General features: G+C 61.7%; 20 protein-coding genes. 9 read left to right on the plus strand and 11 right to left on the minus strand.

From position 1 onward, the window contains the following. Nucleotides 1-5: 5 nt before the first annotated feature. Nucleotides 6-2720: an esterase-like activity of phytase family protein gene (locus SynA1524_RS03795; RefSeq protein WP_186499016.1), complete on the minus strand. Its 2715-nt coding sequence runs from the start codon at nt 2718-2720 to the stop codon at nt 6-8. Nucleotides 2721-2874: 154 nt separating this feature from the next. Here SynA1524_RS03795 and SynA1524_RS03800 point away from each other — a divergent pair, with 154 nt between their 5' ends. Next, complete coding sequence (locus tag SynA1524_RS03800; RefSeq protein ID WP_186499485.1) at nt 2875-3081, plus strand: hypothetical protein; 207 nt, start codon at nt 2875-2877, stop codon at nt 3079-3081. On the opposite strand, the gene SynA1524_RS03805 is transcribed toward SynA1524_RS03800, so the two are convergent. The 3 genes from SynA1524_RS03805 to SynA1524_RS03815 are packed head-to-tail and all read right to left on the minus strand — an operon-like array spanning nt 3078 to nt 4391. After that, nucleotides 3078-3581, minus strand: a complete 504-nt coding sequence (locus tag SynA1524_RS03805) for a WbuC family cupin fold metalloprotein (RefSeq protein WP_186499674.1) — start codon at nt 3579-3581, stop codon at nt 3078-3080. The two genes, SynA1524_RS03800 and SynA1524_RS03805, sit on opposite strands and share 4 nt — an antisense overlap. Continuing rightward, nucleotides 3578-3814: a DUF6737 family protein gene (locus tag SynA1524_RS03810; RefSeq protein ID WP_502707905.1), complete on the minus strand. Its 237-nt coding sequence runs from the start codon at nt 3812-3814 to the stop codon at nt 3578-3580. The genes SynA1524_RS03805 and SynA1524_RS03810 overlap by 4 nt, the downstream gene beginning before the upstream one ends. Then, on the minus strand, nt 3783-4391 hold the full coding sequence (locus SynA1524_RS03815) for a PCC domain-containing protein (protein ID WP_186499018.1): 609 nt from the start codon (nt 4389-4391) through the stop codon (nt 3783-3785). The genes SynA1524_RS03810 and SynA1524_RS03815 overlap by 32 nt, the downstream gene beginning before the upstream one ends. A 107-nt stretch (nt 4392-4498) precedes the next feature. On the opposite strand from SynA1524_RS03815, the gene SynA1524_RS03820 reads away from it, so the two are divergent. Continuing rightward, nucleotides 4499-4735, plus strand: coding sequence for a ribbon-helix-helix domain-containing protein (locus SynA1524_RS03820; RefSeq protein ID WP_186499019.1), 237 nt, complete (start codon nt 4499-4501; stop codon nt 4733-4735). On the opposite strand, the gene SynA1524_RS12975 is transcribed toward SynA1524_RS03820, so the two are convergent. The 3 genes from SynA1524_RS12975 to SynA1524_RS03830 form a co-directional block, all read right to left on the minus strand. Continuing rightward, nucleotides 4732-5268, minus strand: coding sequence for an ion channel (locus tag SynA1524_RS12975; protein WP_353616574.1), 537 nt, complete (start codon nt 5266-5268; stop codon nt 4732-4734). The two genes, SynA1524_RS03820 and SynA1524_RS12975, sit on opposite strands and share 4 nt — an antisense overlap. After that, on the minus strand, nt 5166-5801 hold the full coding sequence (locus tag SynA1524_RS12980) for a transporter substrate-binding domain-containing protein (protein ID WP_286188665.1): 636 nt from the start codon (nt 5799-5801) through the stop codon (nt 5166-5168). Before SynA1524_RS12980 ends, SynA1524_RS12975 begins: the two co-directional genes overlap by 103 nt. Before the next feature lie 84 nt (nt 5802-5885). Continuing rightward, the gene (locus SynA1524_RS03830) at nt 5886-6053 is read right to left on the minus strand and encodes a hypothetical protein (protein WP_286188666.1); all 168 of its coding nucleotides are present in this window, start codon (nt 6051-6053) and stop codon (nt 5886-5888) included. 99 nt (nt 6054-6152) lie between these two features. On the opposite strand from SynA1524_RS03830, the gene pdeM reads away from it, so the two are divergent. Together pdeM and SynA1524_RS03840 are read left to right on the plus strand one after the other, a co-directional pair. Then, nucleotides 6153-6827: a ligase-associated DNA damage response endonuclease PdeM gene (pdeM, locus tag SynA1524_RS03835; RefSeq protein WP_186499021.1), complete on the plus strand. Its 675-nt coding sequence runs from the start codon at nt 6153-6155 to the stop codon at nt 6825-6827. Continuing rightward, nucleotides 6824-8305, plus strand: a complete 1482-nt coding sequence (locus SynA1524_RS03840) for a hypothetical protein (protein WP_186499486.1) — start codon at nt 6824-6826, stop codon at nt 8303-8305. Before pdeM ends, SynA1524_RS03840 begins: the two co-directional genes overlap by 4 nt. Here SynA1524_RS03840 and SynA1524_RS03845 read toward each other — a convergent pair. Next, nucleotides 8302-8598: a hypothetical protein gene (locus tag SynA1524_RS03845; protein WP_286188667.1), complete on the minus strand. Its 297-nt coding sequence runs from the start codon at nt 8596-8598 to the stop codon at nt 8302-8304. The genes SynA1524_RS03840 and SynA1524_RS03845 overlap by 4 nt on opposite strands. Before the next feature lie 19 nt (nt 8599-8617). Beyond that, complete coding sequence (locus SynA1524_RS03850; protein WP_286188668.1) at nt 8618-8881, minus strand: L,D-transpeptidase; 264 nt, start codon at nt 8879-8881, stop codon at nt 8618-8620. Nucleotides 8882-8900: 19 nt separating this feature from the next. Here SynA1524_RS03850 and SynA1524_RS03855 point away from each other — a divergent pair, with 19 nt between their 5' ends. Beyond that, entirely contained in the window at nt 8901-9122 is a 222-nt protein-coding gene (locus SynA1524_RS03855; RefSeq protein WP_186499022.1) for a hypothetical protein, read from the plus strand. Here SynA1524_RS03855 and SynA1524_RS03860 read toward each other — a convergent pair whose 3' ends face one another. Beyond that, on the minus strand, nt 9123-9596 hold the full coding sequence (locus SynA1524_RS03860; protein WP_186499023.1) for a CBS domain-containing protein: 474 nt from the start codon (nt 9594-9596) through the stop codon (nt 9123-9125). A gap of 31 nt (nt 9597-9627) precedes the next feature. Here SynA1524_RS03860 and SynA1524_RS03865 point away from each other — a divergent pair, with 31 nt between their 5' ends. Beyond that, complete coding sequence (locus SynA1524_RS03865; RefSeq protein ID WP_186499024.1) at nt 9628-10164, plus strand: CDP-alcohol phosphatidyltransferase family protein; 537 nt, start codon at nt 9628-9630, stop codon at nt 10162-10164. Here SynA1524_RS03865 and SynA1524_RS03870 read toward each other — a convergent pair. Further along, nucleotides 10133-11053: an NAD-dependent epimerase/dehydratase family protein gene (locus SynA1524_RS03870; protein WP_286188730.1), complete on the minus strand. Its 921-nt coding sequence runs from the start codon at nt 11051-11053 to the stop codon at nt 10133-10135. The genes SynA1524_RS03865 and SynA1524_RS03870 overlap by 32 nt on opposite strands. Before the next feature lie 67 nt (nt 11054-11120). Here SynA1524_RS03870 and hisA point away from each other — a divergent pair, with 67 nt between their 5' ends. From hisA to SynA1524_RS03885, 3 genes are all read left to right on the plus strand, one after another. After that, nucleotides 11121-11888 carry a 1-(5-phosphoribosyl)-5-[(5-phosphoribosylamino)methylideneamino]imidazole-4-carboxamide isomerase gene (gene hisA / locus SynA1524_RS03875; RefSeq protein ID WP_186499025.1) on the plus strand — a complete coding sequence of 256 codons (768 nt, stop codon included), beginning with the start codon at nt 11121-11123 and terminating at the stop codon, nt 11886-11888. Between the two features lie 124 nt (nt 11889-12012). Continuing rightward, on the plus strand, nt 12013-12417 hold the full coding sequence (locus SynA1524_RS03880; RefSeq protein ID WP_286188731.1) for a Fur family transcriptional regulator: 405 nt from the start codon (nt 12013-12015) through the stop codon (nt 12415-12417). 5 nt (nt 12418-12422) lie between these two features. Then, nucleotides 12423-14033, plus strand: a complete 1611-nt coding sequence (locus SynA1524_RS03885) for a DUF3685 domain-containing protein (RefSeq protein ID WP_186499026.1) — start codon at nt 12423-12425, stop codon at nt 14031-14033. The last annotated feature ends 5 nt before the right edge of the window (nt 14034-14038 follow it).

Below are 14038 nucleotides of genomic sequence, written 5' to 3' on the forward strand. Positions count from 1 at the left end.
CTCAATCAGAGGCTGATCGCCGTCAGCAGGTTGTCGGGGCGGCCGTCCACCCTTGCGAAGTCGTTGTCGAAACCGATCACCAGGGTGCCGTCGGGCTTGAGGGCCAGACCTTCGGGCTTGTCGAAGCGGGGGTCAACACCGGGCAGGGAAGGCAGGTTGAGCAGTTCCACCTGATCCACCTCCACAACCTCGCCTTCGGCAAAGGCCTCAGCCACGGCAGCAGGGCTCTCCAGCAGTTCAGGGGCGTAGACCCCATCCCCAAGAAGGGATTCCCAGTCGTAGTCCAGGGTGTCCGTCGCCTCGCTCAGATCCATGCGCAGAATCGACTTGTTGGCCGCCACAGTGTCGCCGTTGTCGCGATCGATCACCAGGAAGGCGTCGCGCTCCGGGTCGTAGACGGCATCGCCGATCTTGTCCTGGTTGCTGGGGCCGATCTGGCTGAACATGTATTCGTGCTGGGGCTCTCCGGTGACCGGATCCATGGCCAGGATCCTCCGCACTGTGGAGCTGCTGCGATCACCGCCGACGCTCATCGGGGTCTGGATGAAGGCATAGAGCAAGCCGTCGTCGCTGTTGTAGGCCAGGGCTTCAAAGCCGCGGCTGCCGCGACGCTCCAGGTACACCTCTGGCAGGGTGGCTTTGGTGAACTCGGCTACATCGCCCCGGCCGGGCTCGTAGCTGATTGCGCTGTAGTCGCTGCCTTCCGGCACGATTCGATGGATCAGTTCACCACTCTCGGCGTCGAACAGAGCGACCTGGGGACGGTACTCATCGGAGACGGCGAAGATCGGGTTGCCATCGTTCAGCCCATCAATGCTGATGCGCTGGATGGATTCGGGATCCAGACCGAACGCATCCGGTGCCACGGGGACGTATCCGCCGTTGCCATCGGTGGTGAAGGCGGCGTTGCTGGAATCGAGGCCGCTGATCTCACCGGTCTCTTCGTTGATGGTGTACATCTGAGCGATGCCGGTGGCATCACGGAAGCCGCCGTCGCCGTCGGGAACCCGCAAGGTGGTGGTGTCTTTGACTTTCGCCTTGCCGGGCTTGATCTTGTACGACAGCTCAGTGACCTGAAGCTTGAAATCAGGGTCGCTGAAGATCTTCTCTCCCTCGAAAGCGAAGCCCTGGCCCTCTGGAATATCAATGACCTGGGGGCCCACATCGGAGATGGTGAAGTAACGCTTCAGACCAGCGTCGTAGGTGAGGCCGGAGAGGCCGCCAGCGATGATCTGAACATCCGACTGATTGGGATCTTCCAATGCAGTGGGCAGTTCCGGCCTGCTGGTGCCGGGATAGTTGAGGACAAATTCGGCGGAGCTTGCTTTCAGGTCGCCGAAGCGGTCGGTAACCACAGACAGCATGTTGTCGGGGCGGCCATCGACCCGTTGGAAGTCGTTGTCGAAGCCGAACACCAAGCTGCCGTCTTGCTTGAGAGCCAATCCTTCGGGCTTGTCAAACAGGGTGTTGATGCCCTGCTCCGCCAGGTTGAACAGGGTGGTCTGGTGCACCTCGGAAATGATGCCGTTCATCAGTGGTGAGCGCAGGGCTTCACCCACCTCTTCCGGGGTATCAAGCATCTCGGGGGCATAGACACCCTCTCCGAGGATCGATTCCCAGTTGAAGCCGAGCACGTCGCTGGCCCGGGTCAGGTCCATCTCGATCACCGCCTTGTTGGCGGTTTCATCCGCCACATTGTCGCGATCGATCACATAGAAGACGTTACGGTCGGCGTCGTAGACCGCATCGCCGATCTTGTCCTGATTTGTGGGGCCGGATTGGCGATAGATGTATTCGTGCTTGGCCTCACCGGTAATCGGGTCCATGGCGATGATGCGTCGCACAGTGGAAGCCTTGCGCTCGCCATTCACATCCATCGGCGTCTGGATGAAGGCATAGAGCAGGCCGTTGTTGCTGTTGTAAGCCAGGGCTTCGAAGCCGCGGCTGCCGCGGCGTTCCAGGTAAACCTTGGGAAGAGTCTTTTTGGTGAATTCCTTCACATCGCCACGCCCTTCCTCGTAGCCGTAGCCCTTGTAGCTACTGCCCTTGGGCACGATGCGATGGATCAGGTTGCCCGTTTTGGCGTCATGGATGGACATCTGGGGGCGGTATTCGTCAGAGATGGCGAACACGGCGTTGCCGTTGTTGAGTCCATCGATGCTCAGGCGAAGCACCGCCTCTGGATCCATGCCGAAAGCGTCGGCGGGTACGGGGGCATAACCACCCTTGCCGTCTGGGGTGAACGCGGCTGAATCCAGGCCTGAGACCTCACCGGTGGCTTCATCAATCCGGTACATCTGACCGATGCCGGTGGCGGGACGGAAGCCACCCTGCTCATCGGGGACGTTGAGGGTTACTTCACCGCTGACCTTGACCTTGCCCTTTTTCCCTTGCTGAAGTTCGTAGACCTGAAGCTTGAAATCAGGATCGTTGAACACCTTTTCGCCTTCAAAGGCGAAGCCCTGCTCTTCAGGGATGTCCTGAGCCTGAGGCCCCACATCCGAAACGGTGAAATAACGATTCAGATCAGCCTGGTACCAGAGGCCAGACAGGCCGCCTGCGATCAGCTGATCGTCGGGGTAGTTCGGATCGCTGAAGCGATTGGGAACCTTGCTCTTGCTGGTGCCGGGGTAGCTGAGCTTGAACGGAAAACTCTCGGTGCTGATGTCGAGGTAGTTGGATTCCGCTTTACGGCTACCAGGGACCGGACTGAACGACATCGTCAGAGCTGTTGAAAACCAACTCAAATTGCAAAAGAAATCGCATCAGAGACGTCGCGCGGAACACTTCTGGAAGTATCAACGAAGACATGATTGGTGTTCAGCTGCTCGTGAGCCCTCGCGTCATAGTCTTCGTTCAAAGGCACGGATGGCCATGAACAGCAGCGCCCGTATCGACTCCCTGCAACTGATGCTCACGGATCTGCGCATGCGCAATGAGCCGATCCGCCACAAGGCTGCTTTCCGTGGCTGTCAACCCGAATTCCAGGCCCTGGTGAGTCGTCTGATCGATCAGCTGGAACGGGAGCTGCTGGAGGAGAAGCAGCGCTCCCGCGAAGAATCCCGGTCCGCGGCGGTCTAACCGAAGAGATCTCGCCAGAGCTGTTCCTGGGCGCTGGCCTCCGCACACCCTTCCGAGGGAAAGCCCTTGAGGAAATCCTTGTCGTCCGTGGGTTGATAGGGCCCTTGCTTGAGCTCGAACATCACCGTGTCGGGTTCTAGGGCCACCAGGGTGTGGAACTGGTTGTCCGCTAATTCGATGCCCCGCAGAGTCCCTGTGGCCTCCAGCCGTTCCTGCTGGAGGATTGTTCCGTCATGGTCCATCACCAGCAGGCCGATCGCCCCCTGCAGCAACAGGAAGCATTCGAATCCAGTTCCGGGTTGATCGCGGACGTGCCGGTGGGGTCGCACGTAGGTGCCCGGTTGGAGCACGTTCAGAAACCGCTGCACCAGATCGCTTTCTTGGTGAAGGTTGTGGTTCTTGCGCAGTCGTGGGTGCTGCCGAGCCACCCCTGCCACCTGATCGAACAGGGCTTGATCCACCCGCTTCAGCTGCACGTGGGTGTGAGCGTTGTTGGTCACGGTTGGAGGTCTCCGGAGCGGTAGGCCGCTGGCACGATCACCAGAAACAGCAGCCACCAGGCTGAAACGGCCACGCCGATGGGGATGCAGATCCACAGACGTCCTGGCCACCAAAAGGACAAGCCGATCACCGCACAGCCGGTGCTGATGATCGACCAGGGCTGGCACCACCAGGGCTTGAGCGACCAGAACGGCGGCTGGTCAGCGGAGGGTTTCGAGCTCACCGGAGGCATGCAGGGCTGTGAGGTCGTCGTAGCCGCCGATCGCCGTTCCGTCGATGAACACTTGAGGGAAGGTGCGCATGCCGCTGCGGGTCTGGCAGGCCTCGAAGTCGGCGTCGTTGTTGACGGTGATCACGGTGTGGGGCAATGCCATGCCGCGCAGTAGTCGGAGTGCGCGGGCGCACCAGGGGCATCCCGGGAGCACTGCGATTTCAAGCCGTGGGGCAGGCGCGTTCGCGTTGGATTCGGCTGGGGCAGGGGTCTGATCCAGCACGCCCACCAACAGGTGAACGCCTTTCTGCACCAGCGTTCCGGGCTCGAGGTGGCCCCCCCACACCTGGCAAGCTCCATCGGAGAGGCTCAGATGGAGGTGCACTCCCTCCGGCCCGATCGTGCCATTCAGGGTGATCACCTCGAGGTCGCCCTCCAGGACGGTGGGCTCTGGCTGCCCGGGGCACTGGAAAGCAGCACGGCTGAGATTGCCGACCACACCGAGCACAAAACCGTGAATGCCCTGCGTCCGGCCGAGCTCCTCAAGGCTATTGCGCAGATCGCTGCCTGGAGCAAGCTTCAGCGGCAGAGGGCGCATGGTTTCGGTGAAACGTGGGGTCACCTTACGTGGGATGGCTCGGACATCACAAAGATCATGCTTGGTGGAATATAGTTTTAATATGTTCACTATTTGGTGAATTTATCGTGCCACTTCTTCAGGATCTGGTTCAGGAGCTGCAACAACGGCTTGAAGGGCAGGCTCCGGCGCCCAGCAGTGCTGCCGTGGCTGATGCGTCCAGCTCCGAGCGCATCAACGTCACTCTGCCTCGCGGTGTCATGGATGAACTCAAACGCCATGCCCTGGAGGAAGGCCGTAGTTGCGGCAATCTGGCGGCCTACTTGGTGGAGGATGCTTTGCGCCGCCATCGCCCGCTGCATTAATCAAGCAGTCGTTTCGAGATGGTTTTTACCTCTCCACTGCTTTGCAGCCTGAGGATAGAGATGTTCAACGGTGTCCTCAATGGATCGCCAGTTCTGAAGGCAAAGCCGTAGGTCTGTTCCGCCAGGGTGAATGGAGCCAGTAGCACCGCCAGTTCCGGGTTGTTCTTGAGGTGAAAACGGATTGCCGGTCGATCGAAGATCACCGCTTCCGCTCTGTTCATCAATACATGGTCAATCGCTGCTGCGAGGGTCTGCGCTGGCACGATCCGCATGTTCCGCTGCTTCGCCAGTTCCGCTCCGCTCGTGCCCTCCAGCACTGCAGCTCGCTGGCCAAGGAGCTGGGCTGGATCCGTGATGCTGTTGTTCGTGTCGCCTGAAAGAAACAGGGTGAAGGCGGACGCCAGGCTGGCCGTTAAGGAGGACATCGCGATCAACGAGGTGACCATCCAGAAAGCAGTGAGGCCTCGCCCAATCCGGGTGATGGGGGCCTTGTCGCCATAGCCCACAGGGTCAGCGTCACGAGGGCGAACCACATCCCGCTTGCGATGCCGGGTAGAGGCTGCGCAGGAAACTGTTCGCTGTTGCCACGCCGCTCCGCCAACCAGATCAGGCTGCCTACTACAAGCAGCACAGTGATCAGCACGAGCACCGACGACAGCACGGCCCATCCCAGAAACACCTGCAATCGATTCAGCAGGGTCTTGGGCTTCAGGGGCAAAAGAATGCCTTCTTTGCCGATGAAATAGGGCTGGGTGAAATCGACCCCTGGAAGGTTGAGACGATCGGGTGTGACGCTGATCGGCCCCACCAGCAGATCAATCTCTCCGTCGTTCAAGGCAAGAATCCCCTTTTGAGGTGTTGCTTGTTGAATCAGCCGATAGGAGAGGTTGTTGTCTTCAGCAATCCTTCTCCACACCTGGAGGCTGATTCCGCTGCTGCCTCCCTCCTCCTGGATCACAAAAGGGGCGCTACCGCTGACGCCCACCTTGAGCGTCCGTGCCATCAGCGGTGGAAGCAGAAACTGCAGGCCCAGCAGCAGGCCGACTGCAACGGCAGACCGCTTCACCGCTGTTCCAGTTGCTTCACGATGACGGACATCGCGACCAGGGAACCAGCCAGAGCAATCAGGAGGGCAATGGTCATTGGTGGCTCAGGTCGCAGCAGGGACCGCCAGATTGGCATCGATGGCCCCTAACAACCACTCAGCGACTTCCATTCTCAAGGCGTAGGCGCACTCGTAACGCCCTTGCTGTTCGAGTGACGCAAGCCTGCGCTCAAGCCAGCGCAGGGTCTCGACCGGAAGCTGGTTTGGACGCATCGAGCGCGCCACAATGCTGTGTCTAAGGATCATCACAGTGATGCACGGACAGGCACCTGCGATGCAGTCAGGGCTACAAAACCTCAGTGTGTCCTGCCGATGAAGGGGCAGGAGTGGGTTTGGAGATGTGAGTCCCTGCGGTTTCTGGAGGAGCGTGCTCTCTGGCGGGAGCACGGTCGCCAGTTGATGGTGGCGGATCTGCACCTGGGCAAGGCCGAGGTGTTCCAGGCCCATGGCATCCCCTTGCCGACGGACGGCGACCGCGGAACGTTGAATCCGTTGCTTCAGCTCTGTCATGCCTGGGCTCCTGAACAGCTCATCGTTCTCGGTGATCTGATTCATGCCCGTGAGGGGCTGACGCCCGAGCTCCGAGAGACCCTGCGTTCGCTGCCGGATCTCTGCGGTTGTGAGGTGCTGCTGATCGGCGGCAACCACGACCGCCACTGCTGGATCGAAGGCTTGCCGCAGCTCCCCTCCCAGTGCGTCGGCCAACTTTGGTTAAGCCATGCTCCAGAAACTCCCCCCGCTGCGGATCAGCTCAACGTGTGCGGGCATTTGCATCCCATGACCCGCCTGCGCAGCCGGGCCGATCGCCTGCGTCTCCCCTGCTTTGCCTTTGATCCCGAAGGACCCCGCCTGGTGATTCCAGCCTTCGGGCAGTTGACGGGAGGCCATGACTGCGGCGAGCGTTACCAGCAATGGCTAGTGGCCGACGGAGCCATCCTTCCTTGGTTCGAACCACTCCGCAACAACCAGGGGCGACGGTCCGCATGAAGGACCAGACCAAGGCCGGCCAGGAACGGAAACGCATTCGTCTGCGCAAACGCTGGTTGGTTCTGGCCTCTCCTTTCGTTGTGTTGGGTGGATTGATTGCCTTGGCCCCCGATGCGCCGCAGCAGGAGCAGGTTGCTGAGACATCGCTGATCGAGCAGGAGTCCCGCAGGGATGGTGAACCGTTTCATTACATTCCCGACGATGAGGTGTATGCCCTGGATCTCGATCCAAGGCGTGTTCGCTTCGGACTGTTGGAGGGGTGGGACCGGGAGCAGGATGCTTTTGAGGACATCGCAGCTCTGGCTTACGTGTCCGGGCCGATGTACGAGCGCCATGTCGACAACGGTGGACGCGAGATCACTGTCCCGCTGGGGGACCTGAAGTTCGGTTCCCGCGTTTGGAAAGCGCGCAACCGCACGGCCTCACGCCAACGGGCTTTCATCGGCATCCGTCACAACGGCGGCGTTGATTTCAGTTACGGCGAGCTGACCGACGCCCACATCCGCACCTACGACACCTTTATCGGTGGCTTGCACAGCCTCTACAACGACCTCGAGGACCCCCCGGAGAGCTACAAGGGGGCTTACAGCATCAGCATGGGGCAGCGGATCCGCTACTACCTGCCTCGGATTCGCATGGTGATGGGTCTGCGCGAGGACGGTCATCTGGAGGTGCTGATGAGCCGTGATGGCCTCACCCTCGAGCAGAGCAAGGACCTGGCCAGACGTCGCGGCTACCTGGCGGCCTACATGCCGGACCATGCCTCCAAGAGCCGCTTCATCATTCCCGGCGTCAAGGGGTTCACAGAAGAAGATGCCAACTGGATCAGCGGTGGTGCGACGAGTTTTGTTCATGTCCCTTACATGCTGCGGCTCAGTAACCGTCAGACTCCGCTGCGGGGTGATCTGATCGCGGACTTCAGCCCAAGGCTGACCGGGGATGAGTCCTGTGCTGGAGGGATGGATTGCCTGCAGGCCTTCGGTAACCACATGGCCGATCGAGCCCTGGCAGGACTGAATCGCGTGATAGAGCAGGGGGTGGAACCCATTGCACGAATGATCTGGGCACCCAGCAATCCGATAAAGCCGGATGTCGAACAGGTGCCTGATCCGGCATCGGATTTGGATCGCTCCCCCTTGCGTGAACCCCCGATCACCGCTGACCCCCTCGTGCTGTTGGAACCCCCTTCGCGTGTGGAGTTGGAGCGTGAACCACCGAGCCAGGATCTTGATGAAGACGAGGTTGAGGCCTTCGCACCGCAGGTGCCGCTGCCGCCGGATCTGCCTCCTCCGGTTCTGTTGGACATTCCCAGCCTGGATGCACCACTGCTGCCGGAGCTGGAGTCAGATATCGGAAGAGATGACGTGCTGGATAAGGAGATGGTGCTGGATCAGCGCGACGGTGTTGAAGGAGCGCCGCCTCCACCTGAACTCCCCCCCCTCGATCCACCAGCGTTGCCGGTCGACAGTTTCAATTAACAGGGCAGTTCTGCGGACAGGGTGTCAGCGCCGGAACACGCCGTTGCAGTTGCCGGGGCCGGTTTTACAAAGCAGTGACCCTCTGGAGACCAGTAGCCCAGAGCAGGCAACGCCAGGCCCTGTGCCCGGGCTTTGGCATTCACGTCGTCAACACCGCGCCCTTGCACCAGGACGTTGTTTTTGCCATCCACCAGGTCGAGGAAATCGTTCACTTTGGTTTCCTGGCCTGGGTTGGCCATGGCTTGAGCAGGCAGCAGGGCCGCCACGGTGGCGATCAGGAGGGAGCGAAACACGGGTGTGGTGATGGAGGAATCAGTTTTTGGTGACGACGACCGGGGTACCCACCTTGATGCGGTTGTACACCTGGATCACATCGTTGTTGAGCATCCGGATGCAGCCGAGCCTGACGGCAGCACGCAGTTTCACCCAGTTGGGCCATGCCGTGCCGTGGATGGCGTATTCACCGGTTCCAATCTGCACATAAGCCACATAGCGCACGCCAACGGGGTTGTTGGGGCCAGGGGCAATAACTTTCCCCTTCTTGTGATACACCGGCTGAGGGTCCATTTTGGTCACCGCATAGGTGCCCGCAGGCGTGAGAGATTCCGGTGCTCCGATGGCCACCGGTACCGCAGAAGTAGTGAAGGTCTCCGAACAAGACCATGAGATCAGCCTCCGGGGTCCCTTCGGCGGTGTTCACAACCTCGATGTGCGTCACAGCATCGACGGTGACCCGGTGGAACAGCTCAGCGTTGGCGATTTCGTGGAGTTCCTGATGATCAAGCCAGTCGCCATCGCCATCCGCAAGGCCAACTGATCAGCTCTCCTGGTGGGAGGCGAGGGCCCGCACCACGTCTCCCCTGGTGATCACACCTGCCGGCTTCCCCTCACCATCGAGCACAAACAACCGTTGTGTGCCCCGTTCATGCAGCTGTGAGGCTGCCTTGGGCAAGCCAAGCTCCATGCTGCAGGTGTGGGTGTCCTTCCGCATCAGGTCCTTCACCGTGGTGCCGAGCACCTGGTGCACCTGCTTGTCCCAGTTGAGCGGATTGCGCAGGTAGATCACGCTGTCCAGCAGCATCACGTAAGGGCCGGCATCCACCCCGCTCTCGCGCACCATCAGATCCTGCTCACTCAGCTCTCCTATCAGGACACCGGTGTCATCCACGACCGGCAGTCCGCTGATGTGGTGATCACTGATCAGTTGTACGGCCTGCTGCAGAGGGGTGTCGGGGGTGACGCTCAACACGGGCTGGGTCATCACATCAGCCACCGTCAGCTGCAGGACCATGATTTGAAGTCAGCTGATTGCATTCTGCGCGTTGTCGTTGCCCCTGCGCTCCCTGGCCAATGGCCTCACCATCGCCCGCGCGGTCGCCGGTTTACCGTTAATCATGGCGCTGCAGGCAGACGCGGCTGCCCTGGCCTGGTGGTTGCTGCTGATGGCAGGCCTCAGCGATGCCGCCGATGGCTGGCTGGCCCGTCGAGCCGGCGGCGGCAGCAGCTGGGGGGCACGGCTGGATCCACTCACGGACAAAGTGCTGATTGCAGCCCCTCTTCTCTGGCTAGCCGCCGCCGGAACCCTGCCGCTCTGGGCTGTCTGGCTGTTGCTGGCCCGGGAACTGCTGATTTCCGGCTGGCGCTCCCAGGCGGGAGATGGGGGGCCGGCATCGCTGGCGGGGAAAGCCAAGACCGTGCTGCAGTTCCTGGCGCTGCTGCTGATGCTCTGGCCCCCTTCCTGGAGCGGGCATCAGCAGCTGGTGGTTGCCGGTTGGTGGTTGTTCTGGCCGTCGCTGCTGCTGGCGGTCAGTTCAGCCGTCGCTTACATCAGGCCCCTATCAGGGCCGCATCAGCGCTGAAATCGGGCTCCGTTGTCGGAGTTTTGGCGTAGTCGTTCTGGAAGCTGTCCGCCAGACCCTTGGCCAGATCAAACCGGGGTTGCCAGGCCAGTTCCCGCTCAACCCGCGTGATGTCGGTTAGGAAATGGTTGAGCCGCAGGGGGAAGGCCTGGCGGGCTTTGGGGTCCAGGCCGGATGGATCGAAGGGGCGCAGCTCCACCGCATCCGGATCTTTGCTGCAGGCAACCGCCGCTGCCCGGATCAAGCCGCGGAAGGTGATGCCCTGTTTGCCGGAGCAGTTGTAGATGCGGTTTGCGGCAGCCTCAACATCGATGCAGCGCGCCATCGCTTCGGCCAGATCATTCACGTGGCCGAGCTGGGTGATCGTGCTGCCGTCGCCAGGCAGTGGCACCGGACGGTCGTGGGTGATCCGATCAAAGAACCAGCGTTCAACGGGGTTGTAGTTGCCGGGTCCGTAGATGTAAGTGGGGCGGAAGCTGGTGAAGGGAATGCCTTCGGAGCGCAACCAGGTCTCGGTGTCAGCCTTGCCGGCGTGGCGGCTGTTCGGGTCGGTGGCGGCGGTTTCGTCCAGGGGCCACAGCTCAGACCCGGCGTAGACCCCGGCGGAACTCACGTAAACGAACCGATGGCGTGGGGCTCCTGTGATCTCCACCACCCGCCGGCTGTCCTCCAGCTTGCGGCCGGAGCTATCGACGATCACATCGAACTGTCGTCCTTCCAGCGGGCTCAGTCCTTCGCTGCTGCTGCGGTCGCCGCTGAGGTGCTCAACGCCTTCAGGCACGGCGTTGCGGCCCCGTGTGAACAGGGTGAGGGCATGCCCCTGGGCTTGAAGCCTGGCCACCAAGGGCTTGCCGACGAAACGGGTCCCCCCCATCACCAGGATCTTCACGGCCACACTGCAAAAGCGCAGCTATTGAAGCGCGGAGCTGCAGGATGGGCCCAGACGTCTCACCGGCATGGAGATCCTTCCCGCTATTGATCTGCTGGACGGAGCCTGCGTGCGCCTGCACCAGGGGGATTACGAGCAGGTCACCCGTTTCAGCGATGACCCGGTCGCTCAGGCCCTCAGTTGGCAGCAGCAGGGCGCAACCCAGCTGCACCTGGTGGATCTCGATGGTGCCAAGCGGGGAGAACCGGTGAATGATGCCGCCGTCCAGGCGATCACATCAGCCCTGGACATCCCGGTGCAGCTCGGTGGCGGCGTCCGCTCCCTGGAACGGGCCGAGCAGTTGCTCGCCTGCGGTCTTGATCGCGTGATCCTCGGCACCGTGGCGATCGAGCAGCCCGACCTGGTTCGATCCCTCGCCGAGCTGTATCCCGGTCGGATCGTGGTGGGAATCGATGCCAAGGACGGGCGGGTGGCCACCCGCGGCTGGATTGAGCAGAGCGATGTCCTGGCGACGGACCTGGCCAGAACCTTCAGCAGCGCCGGGATTGCCGCGATCATCACCACCGATATCGCCACCGATGGCACCCTGGCCGGGCCGAACCTCGAGGCTCTCAGGGCCATGGCGGCAAGCAGCAGCGTTCCGGTGATCGCCTCCGGTGGCATTGGCTGCATGGCGGATCTGCTGTCTCTCCTGCCCCTGGAACCACTCGGTGTGAGTGGTGTGATCGTCGGTCGTGCCCTGTACGACGGTCGTGTCGATCTGGCGGAAGCGGTGCGGGCGCTGGCGGAGCCGAGGCTGCAGGACATCACAGCGGTTGCAGCGGACCTGGCTTGATCGGTCGTCTTAAGCTGGTGTTATCAATTGCCATTGAGTGATCAGGCTCTCGACTCCTGGATCAGCTGCAGGCCTGCCCGGTGAGGGGCTGCAGGGGGTGTTCGAGCGCTGCCGAGAGCTGGGTATGCGGTTAAGCCGTCAGCGCCGGATGGTGCTTGATTTGCTCTGGAGCGAACAAAGTCACCTCAGTGCCAGAGACATCTTCGAAAAGCTCAATGCCCGAGGGCGGAGCATTGGCCATACATCCGTCTATCAGAACCTGGAGGCCCTGCAGTCCGCTGGGGTGATCGAGTGTCTGGATCGTGCCAATGGTCGGCTCTACGGCTACCGCAGTGATCCCCACAGCCATCTCACCTGCCTCGATACCGGTGTGATCGAGGACATCGATGTGGAATTGCCGGATGATCTGCTCGACCAGATTCAACGGCGCACAGGCTTTCGGATCGAGTCCTACACCCTGCAGCTGAACGGGCGACGCCCACTGGAGCGATACGGCCAGGCTCGTTACCTTGACGACAACTCGTACTGAACCGCTTGGCTCCCTCAGCTCCGGTACGGATTCTGTTGTTGGCACAGGACCTGCTTGGGGAATCGCTGGCCCTGCAGCTCACCCGTCAACAGTCCGACTGGGAGGTGTCGCTGCGCCCGGATGCGTTGAACGGTCATCCCCAGATCGTGATCTGGTCCATCGACAAACTTCCATCCCTGAGCGCATTGCAACGGGAGGTGCTGCTGCTTCAGGAGCGCTGGCATCCGGCCCCATTGCTTCTGCTGTTGCCGGTGAATGTTGAGGCCAGCCGTGATCAGCTGCTTATCCTCAGCGCAGAAGGGCTGCTGCAGAACGGCGACTGCGCCCAGTTGCAGGAGGCCATCGATACCCTGCTGCAGGGTGGTCGGACCGTTCGGCTTCAAACCGTTGCGCCTCCGTCCGAGCCGCCTTCCCTAGGGCTGGCTCAGTCGCTGCTGCTCAGTGGACTGCAGCAGATCAGCAATGACCTGCAGGTGATCGAAGCCCTGCTCAATCCACCTCCGCAGTCTTGGTTGTTGTGCATGCTGCTGGAAGGCCGCTGCCGTGAGCTGCGCAGTGCTCGCGCGCTGCTGCTGTGGCTGTGGGGCCCTCTGCAGGTGGGTCTGGAGGATGCCGTTTCCCTGCGGGTGCCGATGCAGCCTTCCCCTTCAGCGGGGGAGTCGACGGCGATCACCCTGCGTCAACGCAATGCGCTGGCGGTGTGGAACTCCATCCGTGAGCGGTTGGACGGTTCTGTTCAGACCGGTCTCAGCAATGCCACCGGTCGCCTCCTGGCGATTGAGGGGCTGCACCCCGATCGTCGTCGCGAGCTGCTGCTGGCTCTGCTGCAGCAGCTGGATCGCGTGCTGGCACGGATGCGCCAGGAGGATCCAGCGCCGGCGCGCTGGTCGTCGCTTCAGCCCGAATTACGCCGACAGGCCCTTACCGCGATGGCCGGTAGCTACGTGCAGATTCCGAGGGACGGTGCTCTGCAACCGGTGGCCTCCACGCTGCTGGCCTCCGCCGACCTTGAGGGAGTCGATGACGAGATGCCGGATCCTGCCTCGATGCTGCTGCCGCTGCTGGCGGATCAGCCGGTGCTGGTGAACGGACAGCTGCTGCCGGCTGATGATCCAAGGGCACTGCTGCAACTGGAAACACTGGTGAGCAACTGGCTGGTGCGCACCGCTGAGTTGATTGGAGCTGAGCTGCTGGAGGCCTGCGGCGAGTGGCCGGAACTGCGCCGCTATCTGTTGGGGGATCGCCTGCTGGCGACCCGGGAACTGGATCGACTGCGCAATCAGCTAAACAACCAGCTGCGCTGGTCCGAATGGATTGAGCGACCAATTCAGTTGTACGAAAGCCACCGCACGTTGTTTCAACTCCGCGGTGGACGGATTGAACCGCTGCAGCTGACGGAGCCCCGCGATCAGGAGCTCAACAGCCTGGGGTGGTGGCAGCGTCAGGTGGCGTTGCTGCTGGAGACCCGAGATGCTCTGGCGCCTCAGCTGCAGGCCTTGGTGCGCCGTCTTGGCGATCTGGCCGTGGTGCTGCTCACCCAGGTACTGGGGAGAGCGATCGGTCTGGTCGGTCGAGGGATCGCCCAGGGGATGGGTCGCAGTCTGGGGCGCGGCTGAGTCCA

Origin of the sequence: Synechococcus sp. A15-24, from assembly GCF_014280195.1 — a bacterium.
Classification (GTDB): Bacteria; Cyanobacteriota; Cyanobacteriia; order PCC-6307; family Cyanobiaceae; genus Parasynechococcus.

Excerpts from the sequence above, each read along its gene's own strand:
- SynA1524_RS03795 (WP_186499016.1), bottom strand. The coding sequence starts at position 2,720 with ATGTCGTTCAGTCCGGTCCCTGGTAGCCGTAAAGCGGAATCCAACTAC.
- SynA1524_RS03800 (WP_186499485.1), top strand. The coding sequence starts at position 2,875 with ATGAACAGCAGCGCCCGTATCGACTCCCTGCAACTGATGCTCACGGAT.
- SynA1524_RS03810 (WP_502707905.1), bottom strand. The coding sequence starts at position 3,814 with ATGCCTCCGGTGAGCTCGAAACCCTCCGCTGACCAGCCGCCGTTCTGG.
- SynA1524_RS03815 (WP_186499018.1), bottom strand. The coding sequence starts at position 4,391 with ATGCGCCCTCTGCCGCTGAAGCTTGCTCCAGGCAGCGATCTGCGCAAT.
- SynA1524_RS03830 (WP_286188666.1), bottom strand. The coding sequence starts at position 6,053 with ATGCGTCCAAACCAGCTTCCGGTCGAGACCCTGCGCTGGCTTGAGCGC.
- pdeM (WP_186499021.1), top strand. The coding sequence starts at position 6,153 with ATGAAGGGGCAGGAGTGGGTTTGGAGATGTGAGTCCCTGCGGTTTCTG.
- SynA1524_RS03840 (WP_186499486.1), top strand. The coding sequence starts at position 6,824 with ATGAAGGACCAGACCAAGGCCGGCCAGGAACGGAAACGCATTCGTCTG.
- SynA1524_RS03860 (WP_186499023.1), bottom strand. The coding sequence starts at position 9,596 with ATGGTCCTGCAGCTGACGGTGGCTGATGTGATGACCCAGCCCGTGTTG.
- hisA (WP_186499025.1), top strand. The coding sequence starts at position 11,121 with ATGGAGATCCTTCCCGCTATTGATCTGCTGGACGGAGCCTGCGTGCGC.
- SynA1524_RS03880 (WP_286188731.1), top strand. The coding sequence starts at position 12,013 with ATGCGGTTAAGCCGTCAGCGCCGGATGGTGCTTGATTTGCTCTGGAGC.